Genomic DNA, 16,414 nt, shown 5'->3' with positions numbered 1-16,414 from the left:
GCATGAGTGCTCGTTCCTCGGGTGTGGGGCCGCCGAGACTGGTGGCGGTGCTCGGCCCGACCAATACCGGCAAGACCCATCTCGCCGTCGAGCGGATGCTGGGCCATGCGAGCGGCATGATCGGCCTGCCGCTGCGGTTGCTGGCACGGGAAATATACGACCGCATCGTCAAGCTTCGAGGGCCGTCGTCCGTCGCCTTGATCACCGGCGAAGAGAAGATCGTCCCGGCCCGCGCCCAGTATTTTGTCTGCACGGTCGAGGCCATGCCGCTGAGCCGCGAGGTCGAGTTCCTCGCGGTCGATGAGATTCAGCTTTGCGCCGACCCTGAACGCGGCCACGTCTTCACTCACCGGCTGCTGCACGCCCGGGGCAAGTTTGAGACCATGCTGATGGGCGCCGGGACCATGGCGCCGCTCATCCGCCGGCTGCTGCCCGACGCCGAGATCGTCACCCGCGAGCGCCTGTCGCGGCTGACCTATTCCGGCCCCAAGAAGCTGACCCGCCTGCCTCGGCGCTCGGCCGTGGTCGCCTGCTCGGCGGACCTGGTCTACGCCATCGCCGAACTGATCCGCCGCCAGCGCGGCGGCGCGGCCGTGGTCATGGGTTCGCTAAGCCCCCGCACCCGCAACGACCAGGTTTCGCTGTACCAGTCAGGCGAGGTCGACTTCCTGGTCGCGACCGACGCCATCGGCATGGGCCTGAACATGGATGTCGACCATGTGGCCTTCGCCGGCCTGCGAAAGTTCGACGGCAAGCGCACGCGTTTCCTGCATCCCCAGGAGGTCGGCCAGATCGCCGGCCGCGCCGGGCGCTTCACCCGCGACGGGACATTCGGCGTCACCGGCGAGTGCGAGGACATGGATGCCGACCTGATCGAGGCGGTTGAGGAACACCGTTTCGACGCCATCGCCGCCGCCGAATGGCGCAACGCCAAGCTCGACTTCACCTCGCTACCGAACCTGGTGCGCTCGCTCGCCGCGCCGCCGTCGCGGCAGGGGCTGAAGCTCTCGGCGGAGGCGTTGGACGAAAAGACCCTGCGCGCGGTATCCGGCGAGCCGGAAGTCATCGACCGCTGCATGCGCGACCGACAGGCTCTGATCAAGCTGTGGGACGTCTGCCAGACGCCAGACTTCCGCAAGACCTCCGGCGAGGAACACATCCGCCTGGTCCGGGAATTCTTTGGCTGGCTGACCAGCCGCAACCGCAAGGTTCCCGAGGACTGGATCGCCGGTCAGTACCGTCATCTCGACCGCACCGACGGGGAGATCGACACCCTGGCTGCCCGCCTCGCCGGCGTGCGCACCCTGGCCTATGTCGCCAACCGGCCTGACTGGCTGGCCGACGCCGGCGGCTGGCAAGGCCGAACGCGCCTGCTGGAAGATCGGCTGTCCGACACCCTGCACGAAAAGCTGATGGCCCGGTTTGTCGACCGCCGGACCAGCGCCCTGATGCGAGCGCTGAATGTGCGCAGCGAGATGCTGGCGGGCGTCGCCGGCGACGGATCGGTTACGGTCGAAGGCCAGTATGTCGGCAAGCTGCTCGGCGTCAGCTTCGAGCCGGCCCAAGGCTCCTCTGTGCTAGAGGAAAAGGCGCTGCGCGCGGCCGCGGTCGCCGCGGTCGGACCCGAAATCTCCAAGCGGCTGGGCAAGCTGGCCGCCGAGCCCGATGACGCCTTTTCCTTTACGCCAGACGGCGTGGTGCACTGGCGCGGCGAGGCGGCCGGCGCGGTCGCCGGCGGTACGCCATTTTCACCCAAGGTCCGGCTCTATGGCGAACTTGGTCCGCCGCCGGCTCGCGAGCGCGCGGCGCGGCGACTGGAAGCCTTTCTCGCCGCCGAGGCCGTCAAACGACTGGGCGTCCTGCGCCGTCTTGAAGCGGCCCTCTCCAGCGGCAAGGTCAAGGGCTTGGCGCGCGGCCTCGCCTACCGGCTGATCGAAGCAGGCGGGATCCTCGACCGCGACCTGGTCCGGGCCGAGGCCAAGAGCTTGAGCCAAGTCGAACGGCGCGGCCTGAAGGCGCTAGGCGTCCGGCTGGGCGCTTTCAGCCTCTATCTTCCGGCCCTGCTGAAGCCCCAGGCGCTGGCCTTCGTTCAAGGGTTCGCCGGCCGCGATTGGCGCCCCGCGACCGATAGCGTCAGCCGACTTCCGGACCCGCCGCCCCCAGCGCCGACCCTGGCCGCCTTTGGCCTACGCGCAGTAGGCCGCCACGCCGTGCCGGTCGAGGCGCTGGAGCGCCTGGACGCCCTGCTGCGCGCCGCGCCCAAGCAAGGCCAGCTATCCGAGCAAGCGCGCGAGGAGCTTGGCTGGACCGCCAACGAGGTCAACGACATCCTGCGCGCCCTCAACTTCGCGCCAACGACGAAACCCAAGCAGGGCGAACCGCTGGTCTGGCGTCGCCGCAGCGAAAAGCCTAAGCCGCACGCCGTGAGCGCGCCCGCCCCCAACTCGCCGTTCGCCGCCCTGGCGGCCCTGAAGGAACAGCCGGCCACAGCCGCGCGTCGCCCGCGCCGCCGCCGCAAGGCCAAGGCCGTGCGCGCATGAGCGACGATGCTTGCCGGGCCGACGTCTGGATGTGGCGTGCGCGGTTCTTCAAGACCCGGTCGCTGGCAGCAAAATATCTGGACGAGGGCAAGGTCCGCCTCACCCGCGGCGGATCGGAAACCCGGATCGACAAGTGCGCCCGCCCCGTAAAGGTCGGCGACCGCCTGGTGTTCGCGGTCGGCGGGCGCTTGATCGCCGTTGCGGTCGAGAACCTGGGTGAGCGGCGCGGCCCCCCGGCCGAGGCGCGCGAGCTCTATTCGACGCTGGAAGCCGGCTGATCGCTTAGCGAGATTTGCACCGCGCTTGCGGGGATCATGACTTGCTCCCGTCGGGCTTCGCGGCCAGGAACTCGCCCAGTCCGTCCAGCTTGCGCTCCCAACTCGTCCGCCGCGCGTTGACCCACAGCTCGACCAGGCTCAGGGCCTCGGGCTCGATGCGGCAGGTTCGCACCCGGCCCTGCTTTTCCGACCGCACGATGCCGCTGGCTTCTAGCACCGCCAGGTGCTGGACCACCGCCGACAGCGTCATGTCCAGCGGGGCGGCGAGCTCGCTCACCGACGCAGGTCCTTGGCTCAGCGTCTCGACCATTCCCCGCCGGCCGGGATCGGAGAGGGCGTGGAACAGGAGATCGAGTTTTTGACTATTGTTTAGCATAAACTAAACTATCATCATGTTCGCCGGCCGGCAAGTGCTTGGCGAGCGTCGGCGCGGGCCGTATGCAGGGCCATGGCCTGGACCCGCACCTACAACGAACCTGAACCGCAGCGCGTGAACAAATGGCTGGCGCAGAGCGGCGTCTGCTCGCGACGCGAGGCTGAAGCCCTGATCGGCAAGGGTCTGGTCTTCATCGACGGCCAGCGGGTCGACGACGCCGGGCGCAAGATCGAGAACGGCCAGACCTTGGTCCTCAACGACAGCGCCCAGGCGATCCTGGACACAATGTTGAGCGTGGTGTTCCACAAGCCGATCGGCATCGTCTCTTCCCTGCCGCAGGACGATCAGGTCGAGGCGGCCAGCCTGCTGACCGCGCAGGCCCAGTGGGATCAAGGCGGCGCGGTCCCCGGCCCCGGCAACAACCTGGCGCCGCTCGGCAGGCTGGACCGGGACTCGCGCGGCCTGCTGGTGCTGTCGGAAGACGGCGTCCTAGCCAAGGCGCTGATCGGGCCGGAGTCGAACATCGACAAGGAGTACATGGTGCTGCTGACCGGGGTCATCACCCCCCGGAAACTGGACCTGCTGCGCAACGGGCTGGAGCTCGACGGCCGCAAACTGCGCCCTGCCAAGGTGCGCCAGATCCACGACCAGAAGCTCAACATCATCCTGAAGGAAGGCCGCAACCGCCAGATCCGGCGCATGGCCGAGGCGGTGGACTTGCGCGTCGTCGATCTGATGCGTGTGCGCGTCGGGCCCCTGCAGATCGGCGACCTGCCCGAAGGGCATTGGCGTCACCTGACGCCCGAGGAGCGCGCCGCCCTCCTGAAGGCCTCGGTGGCCTAAAGGCCCCCCGGAAGTCACCGCAATGCTGAAGCGTTCCCTTGACTAATTTCTCACACCTTGATACTTAAGTGATCGCTTCATAAATAAGGAGACACCCGATGACCGAACGTTCCGTGAGCCACGCCACCTTCGTCATCGATCGGACCTACGCCGCCGAGCCGGGACAGGTGTTCGCGGCGTGGACGTCGCCGGAGGCAAAGGCGCAGTGGTTCGGCAACACGGCCAAGCCCGACCCGGGCTACCAGCTTGATTTCCGAATTGGTGGGCGGGAATTGAACAAGGGCGGCCCGGACGGCGGCGCGATCTACACCTACGACGCCCTCTATCAGGAGATCGTCCCCGATCGACGCATCGCCTTCAACTACACGATGGATATGGACGAAACGCGGATCTCGATCTCCGTCGCGACCGTGGAGTTCAAGGCCGATGGCGACGGCACGCGCCTGATCTATACCGAGCAAGGGGCCTATTTCGATGGCCACGACAAGCCGGAGTTCCGAGAGCACGGCACCAAGGAACTGCTGAACAGCCTGGCCGCCTATCTGGCGAGATAGGTCGAGCACGGACGATTGTCGGCCGGCGTTCAGCGGCCTAGCTTGGCCACCATGAAAACGGTCGCCTCCGCCCTGCTCGCCGCCCTCGTCTCCACCTCGGCCCTGGCCGCCCCGCCCGAAGAGACGCGGACGCTGGACGGCTTGCAAAAGCCGGCCGAGATCCGGGTTGATCGCTGGGGCATCGCCCACATCTATGCCGGCGACGTGCGCGACGCCTTCTTCCTACAGGGCTACAACGTCGCCAGCGACCGGCTTTGGCAGATCGACCTGTGGCGCAAGCGGGGCCTAGGCCTGCTCGCCAAGGATTTCGGCCCGGCCTATGTGGCCCAAGACCGGGCCGCGCGACTGTTCCTCTACCGCGGCGACATGGAGCGCGAATGGGCCGCCTACGGCGCCGGCGCCAAGGACAACACCGAGGCCTTTGTCGCTGGTGTGAACGCCTATGTGGCCGAGATCCGCGCCGGCAAGCAGCCCCTGCCCCCGGAATTCAAGCTGGCAGGCTCGACGCCCGACCTCTGGACGCCCGACGACGTGGTGCGCATCCGCAGCCACGGCCTGACCCGCAACGTGCCGAACGAAGTCGGCCGCGCCCAGATCGCCTGCGCCGCCGGTCTCGAGGCTGCCAAGCTCTATCGCCATATCGAACCTGCCTGGAAGACCAAGATTCCCGAGGGCCTCGATCCCTGCGACATTCCGGCCAACGTGCTCGGCGACTACCAGCTCGCCACTAGCGGAGTGAAGTTCTCCGGGCCGGCGGCCAAGACCGCCATGCTTGAAATCCCGCCCGACGCGATCGGCTCCAACAACTGGACCGTCGCCGCCAGCCGCACCGCCACCGGCCGCCCCATCCTGGCCAATGACCCGCACCGCGAGCATAGCGCGCCGTCGCTGCGCTACATCGTTCACATGGAAGCGCCAGGCTTCTCGGTGATCGGCGCCGGCGAGCCGGCCCTGCCCGGCGTCTCCATCGGCCACAACGGGACCGTCGCCTTCGGCCTGACGATCTTCCCGGCCGACCAGGAGGACCTCTATGTCTACGAGACCGATCCGAAATCGCCCCTGAACTACCGCTATGCCGGCGGCTGGGCGCAGATGGACAGCGTGACCGAGACCATTGAGGTCAAGGGCCAAGCCCCGCGTAAGGTCGAGCTGCACTTCACCCGGCACGGGCCCGTGATCTATGCCGATGCCGCCAAGGCCCGCGCCTTCGCCGTGCGCAGCGTCTGGGCCGAGCCTGGGACCTCGGCCTATTTCGGCTCGATGGGCTACATGACCGCCAAGACCTGGGACGGCTTCAAGGGCGCCCTGGCTGACTGGGGCGCGCCGTCGGAAAACCAGGTCTATGCCGACACCAAGGGCGACATCGGCTGGGTCGCGGCCGGCAAGGTTCCGCGCCGTCAGAACTGGGATGGCCTGCTGCCGGTTCCGGGCGACGGGCGCTACGAATGGAAGGGGTTCCTGAAGCTCGACGAACTGCCCAGCGCCCACAATCCGGCCTCCGGCTGGTTCGCTTCGGCCAACCAGATGAACCTGCCCGCCGACTTCCCTTATGCCGAACGCAAGGTCGGGTTCGAATGGTCGAACCCGGCGCGCATGCAGCGGATCGCCGAGGTGTTGGCGGCCAACAATAAGCTGACCCTCGCTGACGCCGCGGCGCTGCAAACCGATCCCTACAACATCACCTCACGGCGGATGCTGACCCTGCTGGCGCCGATCAAGACCAACGACGCCAAGCTCGCCGCCGCGCTGAAGCTCTTGCGCGACTGGGACCACAGGACCGCCAGCGACAGCCCCGGCGCGGCTCTCTACGAGGTCTGGACCGCGAAGCACCTGGGGAAGGCAACGGTCGCCCGCGCCGTGCCCCAGGCCGCCCGCGCCACCGTTGGCAATGGCGACCTGGCCGCAGTGATGCTACTGCTGGAGCACCCCGACGCCAGCCTCGGCGCCAACCCCACCGACGCCCGCGACCAGATCCTGACGTCCAGCCTGCTAGCCGCCTATGAAGAGGTCGCCGCGAAACTTGGCCCCGAACCAACCACCTGGGCCTGGGGCAAGCTGCACCAGGCGCGTTTCGACCACTCCTTGACCCCACTCGCGCCCGTCGCCGATCGCCCAGCGATGTCCAGCGGGACGCTGCCGATGGCCGGCACCATGCTTTCCCCCCTCGCCGCCACCTGGCGCGCCGAAGATTATCGCGTCATCGCCGGCGCCTCGTTCCGCATGATCCTGGACGTCGGCGCCTGGGACAACAGCCTCGCCATCAACACGCCGGGCCAGTCCGGCGCCCCAGGTAGCGCGCACTATCGCGACCTATTCCCGAAGTGGGCCAACGGAGAATACGTGCCGTTGAGCTATTCGCGGCAGGCGGTGGAAGCGGCGACAGAGCGTGTGGTGAAGCTGCGGCCAGCCCCCTGAGCCGGCGCTCTATCGAGGCTTCCAGATATCCTGCGGTCTGGCGGCATTGACATTGCGGGGCCAGCGCCGGAAAAACCGCCGCCCTATCAGAGTGGCCGGAGCCTAATTCCGCGATGACCTATATCGTCATGGATCCCTGCATCAAATGTAAGTTCATGGACTGCGTGGAGGTGTGTCCCGTCGACTGCTTCTACGAAGGCGAGAACTTCCTGGTGATCAATCCGGACGAATGCATCGATTGCGGCGTCTGCGAACCTGAGTGCCCTGTCGACGCCATCAAGCCCGACACAGAAGACGACGCTGACTCCAAGTGGTTGAAGATCAACACGGACTACGCCAAGGTCTGGCCCAACATCACGGTGAAGGGCGAACCACCTGCTGATCGCGAAGAGTTCGAGCGCGAAGAAGGCAAGTTCGAGAAGTACTTCAGCGAGAAGCCCGGTCGCGGCTCCTAAGGTTCCCCAGGTCACGCCCGGGGCAAGCCTTTCTTTCGGCTGATTTTTATGCTAATGTCACCCTTGACGTGGTGATAGCGAGCACGCTTGCCCCGTCGTTTCTGCAGAAGAGCCGTCCCCGGCCAGTGTACGCCTTCACAAGGCGAAGGGTGTCCTAGAGGTCAATTCCGTTCCAACAGGGGTAAGCCGCCGCGCAGTTTTGCGGATGGGTGCCTTTTGCGCTGTTGGAAAGTGATTAACACCTCTTAACGGGTTGGGACGCGTTGAAAGGACTTGAGCGAATGAGCAAGAGCGGTCTGGAATTCTCCGTTGGCGACCACGTCGTCTATCCGGCTCATGGCGTGGGCCAGGTACAGGGGATCGAAACCCAGGAAGTCGCCGGCTATTCCCTCGAAGTTTACGTCATTACCTTCGACCATGAGAAGATGACCCTTCGCGTTCCGACAGCGAAAGCCCGCGGCGCGGGCCTGCGGTCGCTGGCCGAAGGCAATGTCGTCAGCCAAGCGCTGACCACCCTGAAGGGCCGCGCTCGCGTGAAGCGCACCATGTGGTCGCGTCGCGCCCAGGAATACGAAGCCAAGATCAACTCCGGCGACCTGATCTCGATCGCTGAAGTCGTGCGCGACCTGCACCGCGCCGAGAACCAACCGGAACAGTCCTATTCGGAGCGCCAGCTCTACGAATCGGCCCTGGATCGCATGGCCCGTGAAGTCGCCGCCATCGAGCGCATCGACCGCGACGCCGCCATCGGCATCCTGAACAAGAGCCTGATCAAGGCCGTCGCCGCCTAAGGGTTGCGACAAAGATCGACTTCAAGACGCCCGGTCGCAAGGTCGGGCGTTTTTCGTTGTCGCTACACGCGGACGAAGATCGGCCCCCAGAGGATCTGGTAGCGCCGCGCGTCCACCCGCATCCTGGGCCGCACCTGATAGACGCCGGGGGTCAGTCCCGTGGCCGCCGCATCCTGGCCGACCGCGAGCCTCGCCGCCTCGTCCAGCGGATCGGTGAAGGAAAAGCTCTCAATGTGCGGCGAACCTCGATCGAGGACGTTCGAGAGGGCGGCGACCGTATTGATTTTGAACGGCAGCGGCGCAGCCAATTCTCCATCCGGATGGGCGTAGAGGCCGACGCAGTAGGTGCGGTCCCCACGGATGGCGACGCCGAACCCGACGTGATCATGGGCCGGCGCCAGCAGGTTCACCCAGTGACGCTCGCTCCCGCGCCATATGCCCATCAACTCTTGCGCCGAGGCCGGCGACGAGGCCTGACGATAGGCGATGTTCTCGCTGGCCGAGCCGATCATCCGCCGCGCCAGAACGCCGATCCGATGGGTCGGATCAAAGCCTTCCGGCGTTAGATGCTCGACGTAGCCCCGATCAGCCAGGTCGGCGGCATGAGCCCGAGCGGTCAGGGCCAGTTCGTCGCTCCAGCCACAGGCTCCTGCGCCATTTGACACCCTGGCGGCATTGGTCAGGTCGAGAAGCCGCCGCTCGGCTAAAGCGTCGAAGCGTCCACCGCCCGCATCGACCAGCCGCGCCCGCAGGCGCGCCTCGTAGGCAACCCAGGCCTCAGGCCCAATCCCCGGCGGCGATGCGATGGCCGGCAACGCCACGAGACTTCCGATCCCGGCGAGCAGGCTGCGGCGCGCAACGCCGCTCGCGATCAGGGAAGGTCCCGCCGTCAGCATCCAGCATCCCGTTGGGCCGTGACTGCCGATCAATCACGCCCGTCGAGCTCTCACGCGGCGGTGGCGAACGCCTGGACCACCGGCAAGAGCTGACGCTGATCTACAGGCTTATGGATTAATGGAGCGTCAGGAAAACAGTCGCTTGGCAGCGCGCCATAGCCGGTGGCGAAGACGAAGGGCACGCCACGCGCCCGCAGCGCCGTCGCCAGGGGGAACACCGTCTCCCCGCCCCCCAGATTGACGTCCAGCACCGCGCCGTCGGGCGGGGTCTGCTGCTCAGCCAGCCATGACAGCGCCGCGCCCAGGGCGCCGAACGAAGCGGCGACCTCGCAGCCGAGGTCGGCCAGCATATCTTCCATCATCATCGCGACGAGAGGCTCGTCCTCAACCAGGATAATCCGCAACAGGCTCATGCCAGCGAAATCCGCGCCGACAGCGGCGCCCGCATGTGGAACTGCAGCCCCTCAGGATCGAACAGCATTTCCGAGCGTCCGCCCAATTCCTTGCCCACGCCATGCTCGATCAGACGCGAACCGAAGCCGCGGCTGGTCGGCGTCGTCACCGGCGGGCCGCCGCGCTCCACCCAGCGGAAGTCCATCGTCCGCTCGACGTGATCAACACTCCACGCAACGTCGAGCCGCCCCCCGGCGACGCTCAGCGCGCCGTACTTGGTGGCGTTCACCGCCAACTCGTGGACCGTAAGATGCATGGCCACGGCGGTCTCCGGGGTGAGGGCGATGTCCGGCCCCGAAACCGCGATCGTCAGTCCCGGAGCCCCACAGAACGGGGTCAAGGCCTGGCCGATCACCTCCGACAGCTTCGCGTTCCCCCACGCGCCCCGCGTCAACAGTTCATGGGCGCGGCCCAAGGCGCAGATGCGGCCGCTGAACGCCTCCACGAAATGCGCAGGCGACGGCGCCCGCCGCAGCGTCTGGTCGGCGATCGACTGGACGGCCGCCAGGGTGTTCTTGCAGCGATGGTCCAGCTCGCGCAGCAGGAATTTCCGCCGCTCCAAGGCCTCGGAAAGCGAGGCGTAGACCTGTGCGCTGTCGAGCGCGGTGGCGGTCGCGCGCGCCATGATCTCGAGCTTTCGCACCTCGTCGGCGGTTGGTCGGCGCGCCTGCGCCCAATAGGCGCCGATAGCCGCGATCGGATCGTTCGGCCGGACCGGGGTCATCACCAGGCTTTTGACAAAGGTCGGGCGGTAGGCGTCGTGCGGGATCCTGTCGTCCTGATAGATGTCCGGGATTACCGCCACCTGCCGGTTCAGCATCGCCCAGCCGGAGATGCAGGCGCTCATCGGAAACCGGCGCCCCTTCCACAGGGGGCCGATGGCGTCTTCGTCCAGATAGAAGCAATTGTCCCCGTCGCGTAGGATGAAGGCGACGCCGTCAGCACCGGTGATGCGCCGCGCGGCCGAGCGAACCACATCGGCGATCTGCTCCACCGTTCGCGCGGAGGAGAGGTCCTCGATCAGTTCGACGAGGGTGATCAGGGGATCGCGCGAGCGTCCCGCCTCATCAATGTCCCGATTGGCCGCCTTCAACATGGCGTGGTCCTTCAGAACCAAGATACTAGCCCTTGCGCGAAACCTTGCCTCAGACGCGATAAGTCGCGCAAGTCAATCTGCAGTTGTTTACCATAGATCACGGGGGCGTCTCAGCGCTCAGTCCGTCTCAGTGACGGTTGGATGGACCGGCGCGCCCACCGCGTCCGGCCCCTTGTTGAGCTCATAGGCCAGCTTCTCGCGGTCGAGGTCGCCCTCCCAACGGGCGATGACGATGGTGGCCACGCCATTTCCGACCAGATTGGTCAACGCCCGGCACTCGCTCATGAACCGGTCCACCCCGACCAGCAGGGCAAGCGAGGCGATGGGGATGTCGGGCACCACGGCCAGGGTGGCGGCAAGCGTGATGAACCCCGCCCCGGTGACCCCGCTCGCCCCCTTGGAGGTCAACATCGCCACCCCGAGCAAGGTCAGCTCCTGGGTTAGGGTCAGGTCGATATTGGTGGCCTGGGCGAGGAACAGGGTCGCCAGGGTCATGTAGATGTTGGTGCCGTCCAGATTGAACGAATAGCCGGTGGGGATGACCAGACCCGTGGTGGTCTTGCCCGCGCCCAGCCGCTGCATTTTCTCCATGATCTGCGGCAGCACCGATTCCGATGAGGAGGTGCCGAGCACGATCAGCAACTCCTCGCGGATATAGGCCAGGAACTTGAAGATCGAGAAGCCGGCGACCAGGGCGATGAGGCCAAGGACGATCAGCACGAACAACAGCGAGGTCGCATAGAAGGTGGCGACCAGTGCCCCCAGCTTGAGCAAGGCGGCCAGGCCATACTTGCCGATGGTGAAGCCCATGGCGCCGAACGCGCCGATCGGGGCCAGCTTCACGACGATCTGGATGATCGAGAAGAAGACCTTTGAGACATCCTCCAGCACCCCGGCGACCTTGTCGCCAAACGGGCCGAGCCGCGCGCAGGCGAACCCTGTGAGGATGGCGATCAGCAGCACCTGCAACAGGTTACCGTCGGCGAAGGCCCCGAGAAACGCTTCGGGGATCAGACCGAGCACGTAGGCGGTCAAGCTCTCGCCATGCGCCGCCTTCTCGACGTAGCCGGCGGCGATCGTCGGATCGAGAGTCGCCGGGTCGATGTTGAAGCCCGCCCCCGGCTTGACCAGATTGCCGACCACCAGGCCCAGCACCAGGGCGAAGGTTGAGACGACTTCGAAATACAACAACGTCTTGGCGCCCAGCCGGCCGAACGCCTTAATGTCGCTCATCCGGGCGATGCCCGAGACGATGGTGCAGAAGATCACCGGGGCGATGGACATCTTGATCAGCTTGATGAAGCCGTCGCCAAGCGGCTTCAGCGCCACCCCGACCTCAGGCCAGATCGCGCCGACGGCGATCCCCAAGGCGATGCCGACCAGCACCTGCACATACAGCAGGCGGAAAATACGAAAGAACGCCATCCACTATCCCCGATCGCAGCCATTCCAACCTGGATGGCATTGCGCTATCACCCCCACCGGTCGGCCCGGTAGCTCAGCAGGATAGAGCAGCGCTTTCCTAAAGCGAAGGTCGGGGGTTCGAGTCCCTCCCGGGCCGCCATGGACTGAGAAAAACTATCTTTTTTCAATGATTTAAATCCATATTTGTCTAACCAAACAGCTCGGTTAGACAGTTTTGCGTTCCACTTTTGGTCCATCGACTTTGGCCATCGCCGCCTGCGCGTTGGTCTTCTGATCAGCCGCACGGGTATAGCGCTCTACTTCCTTGAGCGACCGATGCCCGGTGATAGCCATGATCTGGTGCGCCGTGGCCCCAGCTTCAGCCAGGCGACGCGCTGCTGATTTTCGCAGTCCATGGGCGCTGCAATCCGCGAGCCCAGCTTTCCGCGCGGCGTCGGAAAACCAATTACCGAAGCCCTTGGCCGTGAACCCCTTGCCATACTGAGTGGGCAGCAACAGCAGATGCTCGCCGCGGCCGGCGGCGAGAGAGGCAGCAAGCGCGGAATGGATGGGAAGCTCAAGCTGCTCATTCGTCTTAGACTGGCGAACCGAGATGAATGACTCCCCAACTTGACCGGCGGACATCTGCCGAACGTCCGCGCTGCGCTGTCCGGTGTAGAGCAGGAGATCAAACGCAAGACGCTCTTTGGTGCCAAGACGCCACCTAGCTTCGAACTGGGCGATCTCGACCTCAGTCCAAGTATGAAAGCCGTCCGAGCGATAGTTTAGGCGCTTGATATCCTTCGTGGGATCGTCGGGACGCCAACGCCGCGCGACCGCAAAGACCATCAGCCGTCGCAGCACCCTAAGCAAATTGTTGCCAGCCGCAGGACCGCTCATGCGGTCGCGCATGCTCAGAATGTGATGCGCCTCAAGATCCACCACACGCTTATCGCCATGTTTGGCGCGAAACCGTTCTATTTCGCCCCGATAGGCCGTTTGGGTTGGCGACCGTAAAATCTTCCAGTCTGCGGATTCATAGTAGGCCGCGATCAGCGCCGTAAACGTGCCGGGACCAGACCGTTCAATACCGATCTGACGTCGCTCACCTGCAAGCGCCGCCAAGTACCACTCCCGCCAAGCCTCTGACCCGAACGGCAGTGTAGTTTGAGCCTCGTTCATCCCACGCTTGCGAAACCGCCAACGCATCTTCCCGTGGCGATCACGGTACATGCTGACGTGGGGCGGTCGCCGCTTCATCATCCGAACTCACGATCAAAATCGTTATGACGACGCCCCACTGCGGCTCGCGCCGGCACCGAGAGCTCGACCCGGATCTCACCCGATGGAGCGATCACGATTTGCGATACCTGTTCGCCGGCGCTCCGCACCGCCTTTAGTGCCCGCGTAACGTCTGCCTGACGGAATGGGGCATTGCGTCCTCGCGCCACGTCAGTGGTCATTTGACACCTTGCCCACTAGGCAGTCGGCGATCGCCTGGGCGCACTCTGGGCCTAGCCGAACCGACACCACGACGTCCCTGGTGCCGCTAAGGGCCCGATCGGGATATGTGCGACCGAGGTCGATTTCGTAGGTGAGGACCAGCACTCCGCCCTCTTCGATCGATATTCTAAGTCGCAATTCTCGAACGTACTTTGAACGCGTCGTGGAGAGCGTCAAAGCAGTGGGGCGAGCCAATGCACCTAGCGCGCCTCCGCCCTCCGGAGGAGCACGGCATTCCAAGAGTTCGTCTTCCCCGGAGAGCCGCGCAACCAATCCCGAAATCAACTGAAGCGGTTCCTTTGAGGACAAGACTTCCGGAAAATGCTTGGCGATATCAAACCGCCCAATCGCCTCGGTACGCCCCTCACGAGCCAACTCCGCCCGTTGAAACTCACACCGGACCAGTTCCTCGACTTGCACGTGAGCCCGCATGACCTCGCCGTAGGTCAGCAAACCGAGCAGGAGGAACGCGCCGTCTTGCGCGTGCATTTCTGCCGCGTGTCGCCCCCTCCCGAACGTCGCAATCATCCCGACCTCGCGCAGTGAGCGAGCAAGTACCTTTATGTGCGCCTCGGATTCTCCAGTCGCAGAGCTTGTCGCGCGAATTAGGTCATTGAGCTTAGCCATTCGCCTAATGTGGAGAATTACGTGGAGAACAGCAAGGCCTAAAGCGGGCTACACACAAGACAATTCCGGTCGGATCAACGGGCGATCATAGGCTCAAAGGCAGGCCTAAGTCCCCGGGCCGCGGGCGAGCGGATTGTCCGGGGCTTTCCTCGCTTGTGCTGTGCTTTGGATTGAGCGAGGCCGGGAAGCGGACATTGGCGACTTCGGAGAGAAGCGGACCCCGCGATGGTCTCAGATGGGTAGTTTGCGGACCAATCACAGGGCAACTTGGCCGCATGGCAAAGCTACCCGTAAATCCGCTTGCTTGGCTGGAACCCGACCGTCGTTGGCTCTATCTCGCGTTGCTGGTGCTCACTCATCATCGGCTCACCGAAAGCCGCCTCGCGGTGGCCCGCCACGTCCTGCTCGTTGATATGGAAATCCACGATGACCCGCGCCAAGGCGCGGGGAGCTGGCTGTTCCCGAATGAGGAGCCGCTGTTGGACCGGCTAGGCGAGCAACTCCAGAACATCGGCGCGGCGGCCCTGGGGGATGCGAGCTGGAGCCACATCGTCGAGACGGCAACCGCCTTGCGCGCTCATCTCGAAGCGAATGGCGTCGGGCGGCCTTTGAGCAGCGTCCGCTAAGGGTCGAGGCTGTGTAAAAACTCGCTGCCGACGTGATTGGCGCGCGGGTCGGCGCGGCGGGAGACGCGGGGTCGCCCTCAGGCCCGGATTGCGGCGATGAGCGGCGCCGTCCCGAGGATCTGCATCACCCGCTTGAGATTGTAGGCCAGGATGTGGAGGCTGATCTCGGTCTTCACGTTCTTCAGGCGCTTCATCAGGAAGTGGGTGTGGCCCATCCAGGCTTTGATCGTGCCGAAGGGGTGTTCGACGATCCTGCGCCTGAGCTTCATCGGGCTTTGTGGCGCCAGGTCCATCCGCCGCTGCATGGCCTCGATCACCGCCTCGTGCTCCCAGCGGGTGACGCGCCGCTCGAGGCTGGGCGTGCACTGGGGTTTTAGGGCGCAGGACTGGCAGCTCGCGCGGTCCCAGTAGCGGTGCAGCGTCAGGCCTCGCTCCACGGTCGTCATGTGATGGGGGAGAAGCGCGCCGGCCGGGCAGCGATAGACGTCCTGCTCGGCCACGTAGGTAAAGTCCTGCTTGCCGAAGCGCCCCTCGGCCTTGGCGTTGGAGGTCAGCGGCTTGGGGACGTAGGGCCTCACGCCGATGGCCTCGCAGGCGACGATCTCTTCGCCGGAGAAGTAGCCGCGGTCGGCCAGCATCTCGAGGCCGTCCACGCCCATCGCGGCTTGAGCCTTCTGGCTCATGGCCGCGAGCTGCTGGCGGTCGCTGCCGGTCATGACCACGTCGTGGGCGACGATCAGGTGGTGCTCGGCCTCGACGACGGACTGGACGTTGTAGCCGACGATCCCGCTGCCCCGGCCGCTGGTGGCCATGGACCGCGCGTCCGGGTCGGTCAGCGAGACCTGGCCGTCGGGTGACGCAGCGACCTGCGTCTCCATCGCCTTCAGCGCCTGCATCTGCGCGCGCAGCGTGGCGATCTTGTCCTTCAGCTTCCCGGCCCGCGCCTCGGCGGCCTCGCCCTCCTGGCGGTCGGCGGTGTCGAGGTCAGCTAGGTAGCCGGCGATGTGCTCGGCCACCTGCTCCATCCGCTTCTTCAGCTTCGTGGCGGTGAAGTTCTTGTCGCGGGTGTTGACCGCCTTGAACTTGCTGCCGTCCACCGCCGCCAGCGCCTGGGTGAAGAGCCCGATCTGGCGGCACAGCACCACGAAGTGCGCGCATGCCGCCTGGATCGCCGAGCCGTGATCCCTGCGGAAGTTGGCGATGGTCTTGTGGTCCGGCGCGAGTTTCCCCGTCAGCCACATCACCTCAACGTTGCGCCCGGCCTCCCGCTCCAGCCGCCGGCTCGACGGCACGCGGTTCAGGTAGCCGTAGACGTAGAGCCTTAGCAGCGTCGCCGGATTGTAGGAGGGCCGACCTGTCGCCGCCGGCGACACCGCAAAGCCCAGGTCGCCAAGATCGAGCTCGTCCACGAAGGCGTCGATCACCCGCGCCGGGTTGTCCTCGCTCACGTAGTCGTCAAGGCAACTTGGAAGCAACGCCGGCTGTCGGCGGTCTTCACCTTCAACGAAACGGGACATCCAACCCCCCCAACGCTGCTGCATCAGGAGTCTACGGTGC

The 16,414-nt window shown here is 65.4% G+C and carries 16 protein-coding genes and 1 tRNA gene; 9 read left to right on the top strand and 8 right to left on the bottom strand.

The genetic code is table 11. The annotated features are described in order from the left end of the window. Nucleotides 1-2 precede the first annotated feature (2 nt). Together Q8M13_RS04940 and Q8M13_RS04935 are read left to right on the top strand one after the other, a co-directional pair. Entirely contained in the window at nt 3-2,540 is a 2,538-nt protein-coding gene (locus Q8M13_RS04940; RefSeq protein ID WP_305298585.1) for a helicase-related protein, read from the top strand. Further along, on the top strand, nt 2,537-2,818 hold the full coding sequence (locus Q8M13_RS04935) for an RNA-binding S4 domain-containing protein (protein WP_305298583.1): 282 nt from the start codon (nt 2,537-2,539) through the stop codon (nt 2,816-2,818). Before Q8M13_RS04940 ends, Q8M13_RS04935 begins: the two co-directional genes overlap by 4 nt. Nucleotides 2,819-2,852: 34 nt before the next feature. On the opposite strand, the gene Q8M13_RS04930 is transcribed toward Q8M13_RS04935, so the two are convergent. Next, entirely contained in the window at nt 2,853-3,194 is a 342-nt protein-coding gene (locus Q8M13_RS04930; protein WP_305298582.1) for a helix-turn-helix transcriptional regulator, read from the bottom strand. Between the two features lie 72 nt (nt 3,195-3,266). On the opposite strand from Q8M13_RS04930, the gene Q8M13_RS04925 reads away from it, so the two are divergent. The 5 genes from Q8M13_RS04925 to Q8M13_RS04905 all read left to right on the top strand — a co-directional run bounded on the left by Q8M13_RS04925 (nt 3,267) and on the right by Q8M13_RS04905 (nt 8,252). Beyond that, nucleotides 3,267-4,037, top strand: coding sequence for a pseudouridine synthase (locus tag Q8M13_RS04925; RefSeq protein ID WP_305298581.1), 771 nt, complete (start codon nt 3,267-3,269; stop codon nt 4,035-4,037). 98 nt (nt 4,038-4,135) lie between these two features. Continuing rightward, nucleotides 4,136-4,591 carry an SRPBCC family protein gene (locus Q8M13_RS04920; RefSeq protein ID WP_305298580.1) on the top strand — a complete coding sequence of 152 codons (456 nt, stop codon included), beginning with the start codon at nt 4,136-4,138 and terminating at the stop codon, nt 4,589-4,591. 51 nt (nt 4,592-4,642) lie between these two features. Then, nucleotides 4,643-7,006 carry a penicillin acylase family protein gene (locus Q8M13_RS04915; RefSeq protein WP_305298605.1) on the top strand — a complete coding sequence of 788 codons (2,364 nt, stop codon included), beginning with the start codon at nt 4,643-4,645 and terminating at the stop codon, nt 7,004-7,006. A gap of 113 nt (nt 7,007-7,119) precedes the next feature. After that, entirely contained in the window at nt 7,120-7,461 is a 342-nt protein-coding gene (gene fdxA / locus Q8M13_RS04910; RefSeq protein WP_305298578.1) for a ferredoxin FdxA, read from the top strand. A gap of 281 nt (nt 7,462-7,742) precedes the next feature. Then, nucleotides 7,743-8,252 (top strand): CarD family transcriptional regulator, encoded by a 510-nt coding sequence (locus Q8M13_RS04905; RefSeq protein WP_305298576.1) that lies wholly within the window; start codon nt 7,743-7,745, stop codon nt 8,250-8,252. A gap of 62 nt (nt 8,253-8,314) precedes the next feature. Here Q8M13_RS04905 and Q8M13_RS04900 read toward each other — a convergent pair whose 3' ends face one another. The 4 genes from Q8M13_RS04900 to dctA all read right to left on the bottom strand — a co-directional run bounded on the left by Q8M13_RS04900 (nt 8,315) and on the right by dctA (nt 12,122). Further along, on the bottom strand, nt 8,315-9,148 hold the full coding sequence (locus Q8M13_RS04900; protein ID WP_305298575.1) for a CAP domain-containing protein: 834 nt from the start codon (nt 9,146-9,148) through the stop codon (nt 8,315-8,317). Between the two features lie 50 nt (nt 9,149-9,198). Beyond that, nucleotides 9,199-9,561, bottom strand: a complete 363-nt coding sequence (locus Q8M13_RS04895; RefSeq protein ID WP_305298574.1) for a response regulator — start codon at nt 9,559-9,561, stop codon at nt 9,199-9,201. Further along, nucleotides 9,558-10,718 carry a sensor histidine kinase gene (locus tag Q8M13_RS04890; protein WP_305298573.1) on the bottom strand — a complete coding sequence of 387 codons (1,161 nt, stop codon included), beginning with the start codon at nt 10,716-10,718 and terminating at the stop codon, nt 9,558-9,560. Before Q8M13_RS04890 ends, Q8M13_RS04895 begins: the two co-directional genes overlap by 4 nt. A 96-nt stretch (nt 10,719-10,814) precedes the next feature. After that, nucleotides 10,815-12,122: a C4-dicarboxylate transporter DctA gene (gene dctA, locus Q8M13_RS04885; RefSeq protein ID WP_305298572.1), complete on the bottom strand. Its 1,308-nt coding sequence runs from the start codon at nt 12,120-12,122 to the stop codon at nt 10,815-10,817. A gap of 62 nt (nt 12,123-12,184) precedes the next feature. Between dctA and Q8M13_RS04880 the strand changes: the two genes are divergently transcribed. Then, a tRNA-Arg gene (locus Q8M13_RS04880) sits at nt 12,185-12,261 on the top strand. A 65-nt stretch (nt 12,262-12,326) separates the two neighbouring features. Here Q8M13_RS04880 and Q8M13_RS04875 read toward each other — a convergent pair. Together Q8M13_RS04875 and Q8M13_RS04870 are read right to left on the bottom strand one after the other, a co-directional pair. After that, complete coding sequence (locus Q8M13_RS04875) at nt 12,327-13,226, bottom strand: tyrosine-type recombinase/integrase (RefSeq protein ID WP_305298570.1); 900 nt, start codon at nt 13,224-13,226, stop codon at nt 12,327-12,329. Between the two features lie 327 nt (nt 13,227-13,553). Further along, nucleotides 13,554-14,093 (bottom strand): hypothetical protein, encoded by a 540-nt coding sequence (locus Q8M13_RS04870; RefSeq protein WP_305298569.1) that lies wholly within the window; start codon nt 14,091-14,093, stop codon nt 13,554-13,556. Nucleotides 14,094-14,506: 413 nt separating this feature from the next. Here Q8M13_RS04870 and Q8M13_RS04865 point away from each other — a divergent pair, with 413 nt between their 5' ends. Beyond that, nucleotides 14,507-14,857 carry a hypothetical protein gene (locus Q8M13_RS04865; RefSeq protein WP_305298568.1) on the top strand — a complete coding sequence of 117 codons (351 nt, stop codon included), beginning with the start codon at nt 14,507-14,509 and terminating at the stop codon, nt 14,855-14,857. 77 nt (nt 14,858-14,934) lie between these two features. Here the strand turns inward: Q8M13_RS04865 and Q8M13_RS04860 are convergent, their stop codons facing one another. Continuing rightward, a complete protein-coding gene (locus Q8M13_RS04860) occupies nt 14,935-16,374 on the bottom strand; it encodes an IS1182 family transposase (protein ID WP_305298566.1) in 1,440 nt (479 codons plus the stop codon). Between the last annotated feature and the right edge of the window lie 40 nt (nt 16,375-16,414).

Source organism: Phenylobacterium sp. (genome assembly GCF_030681155.1).
GTDB lineage: Bacteria > Pseudomonadota > Alphaproteobacteria > Caulobacterales > Caulobacteraceae > Phenylobacterium.
The sequence above is the reverse complement of the archived record's forward strand: the minus strand, read 5'-3'. Positions and strand labels throughout refer to the sequence as shown.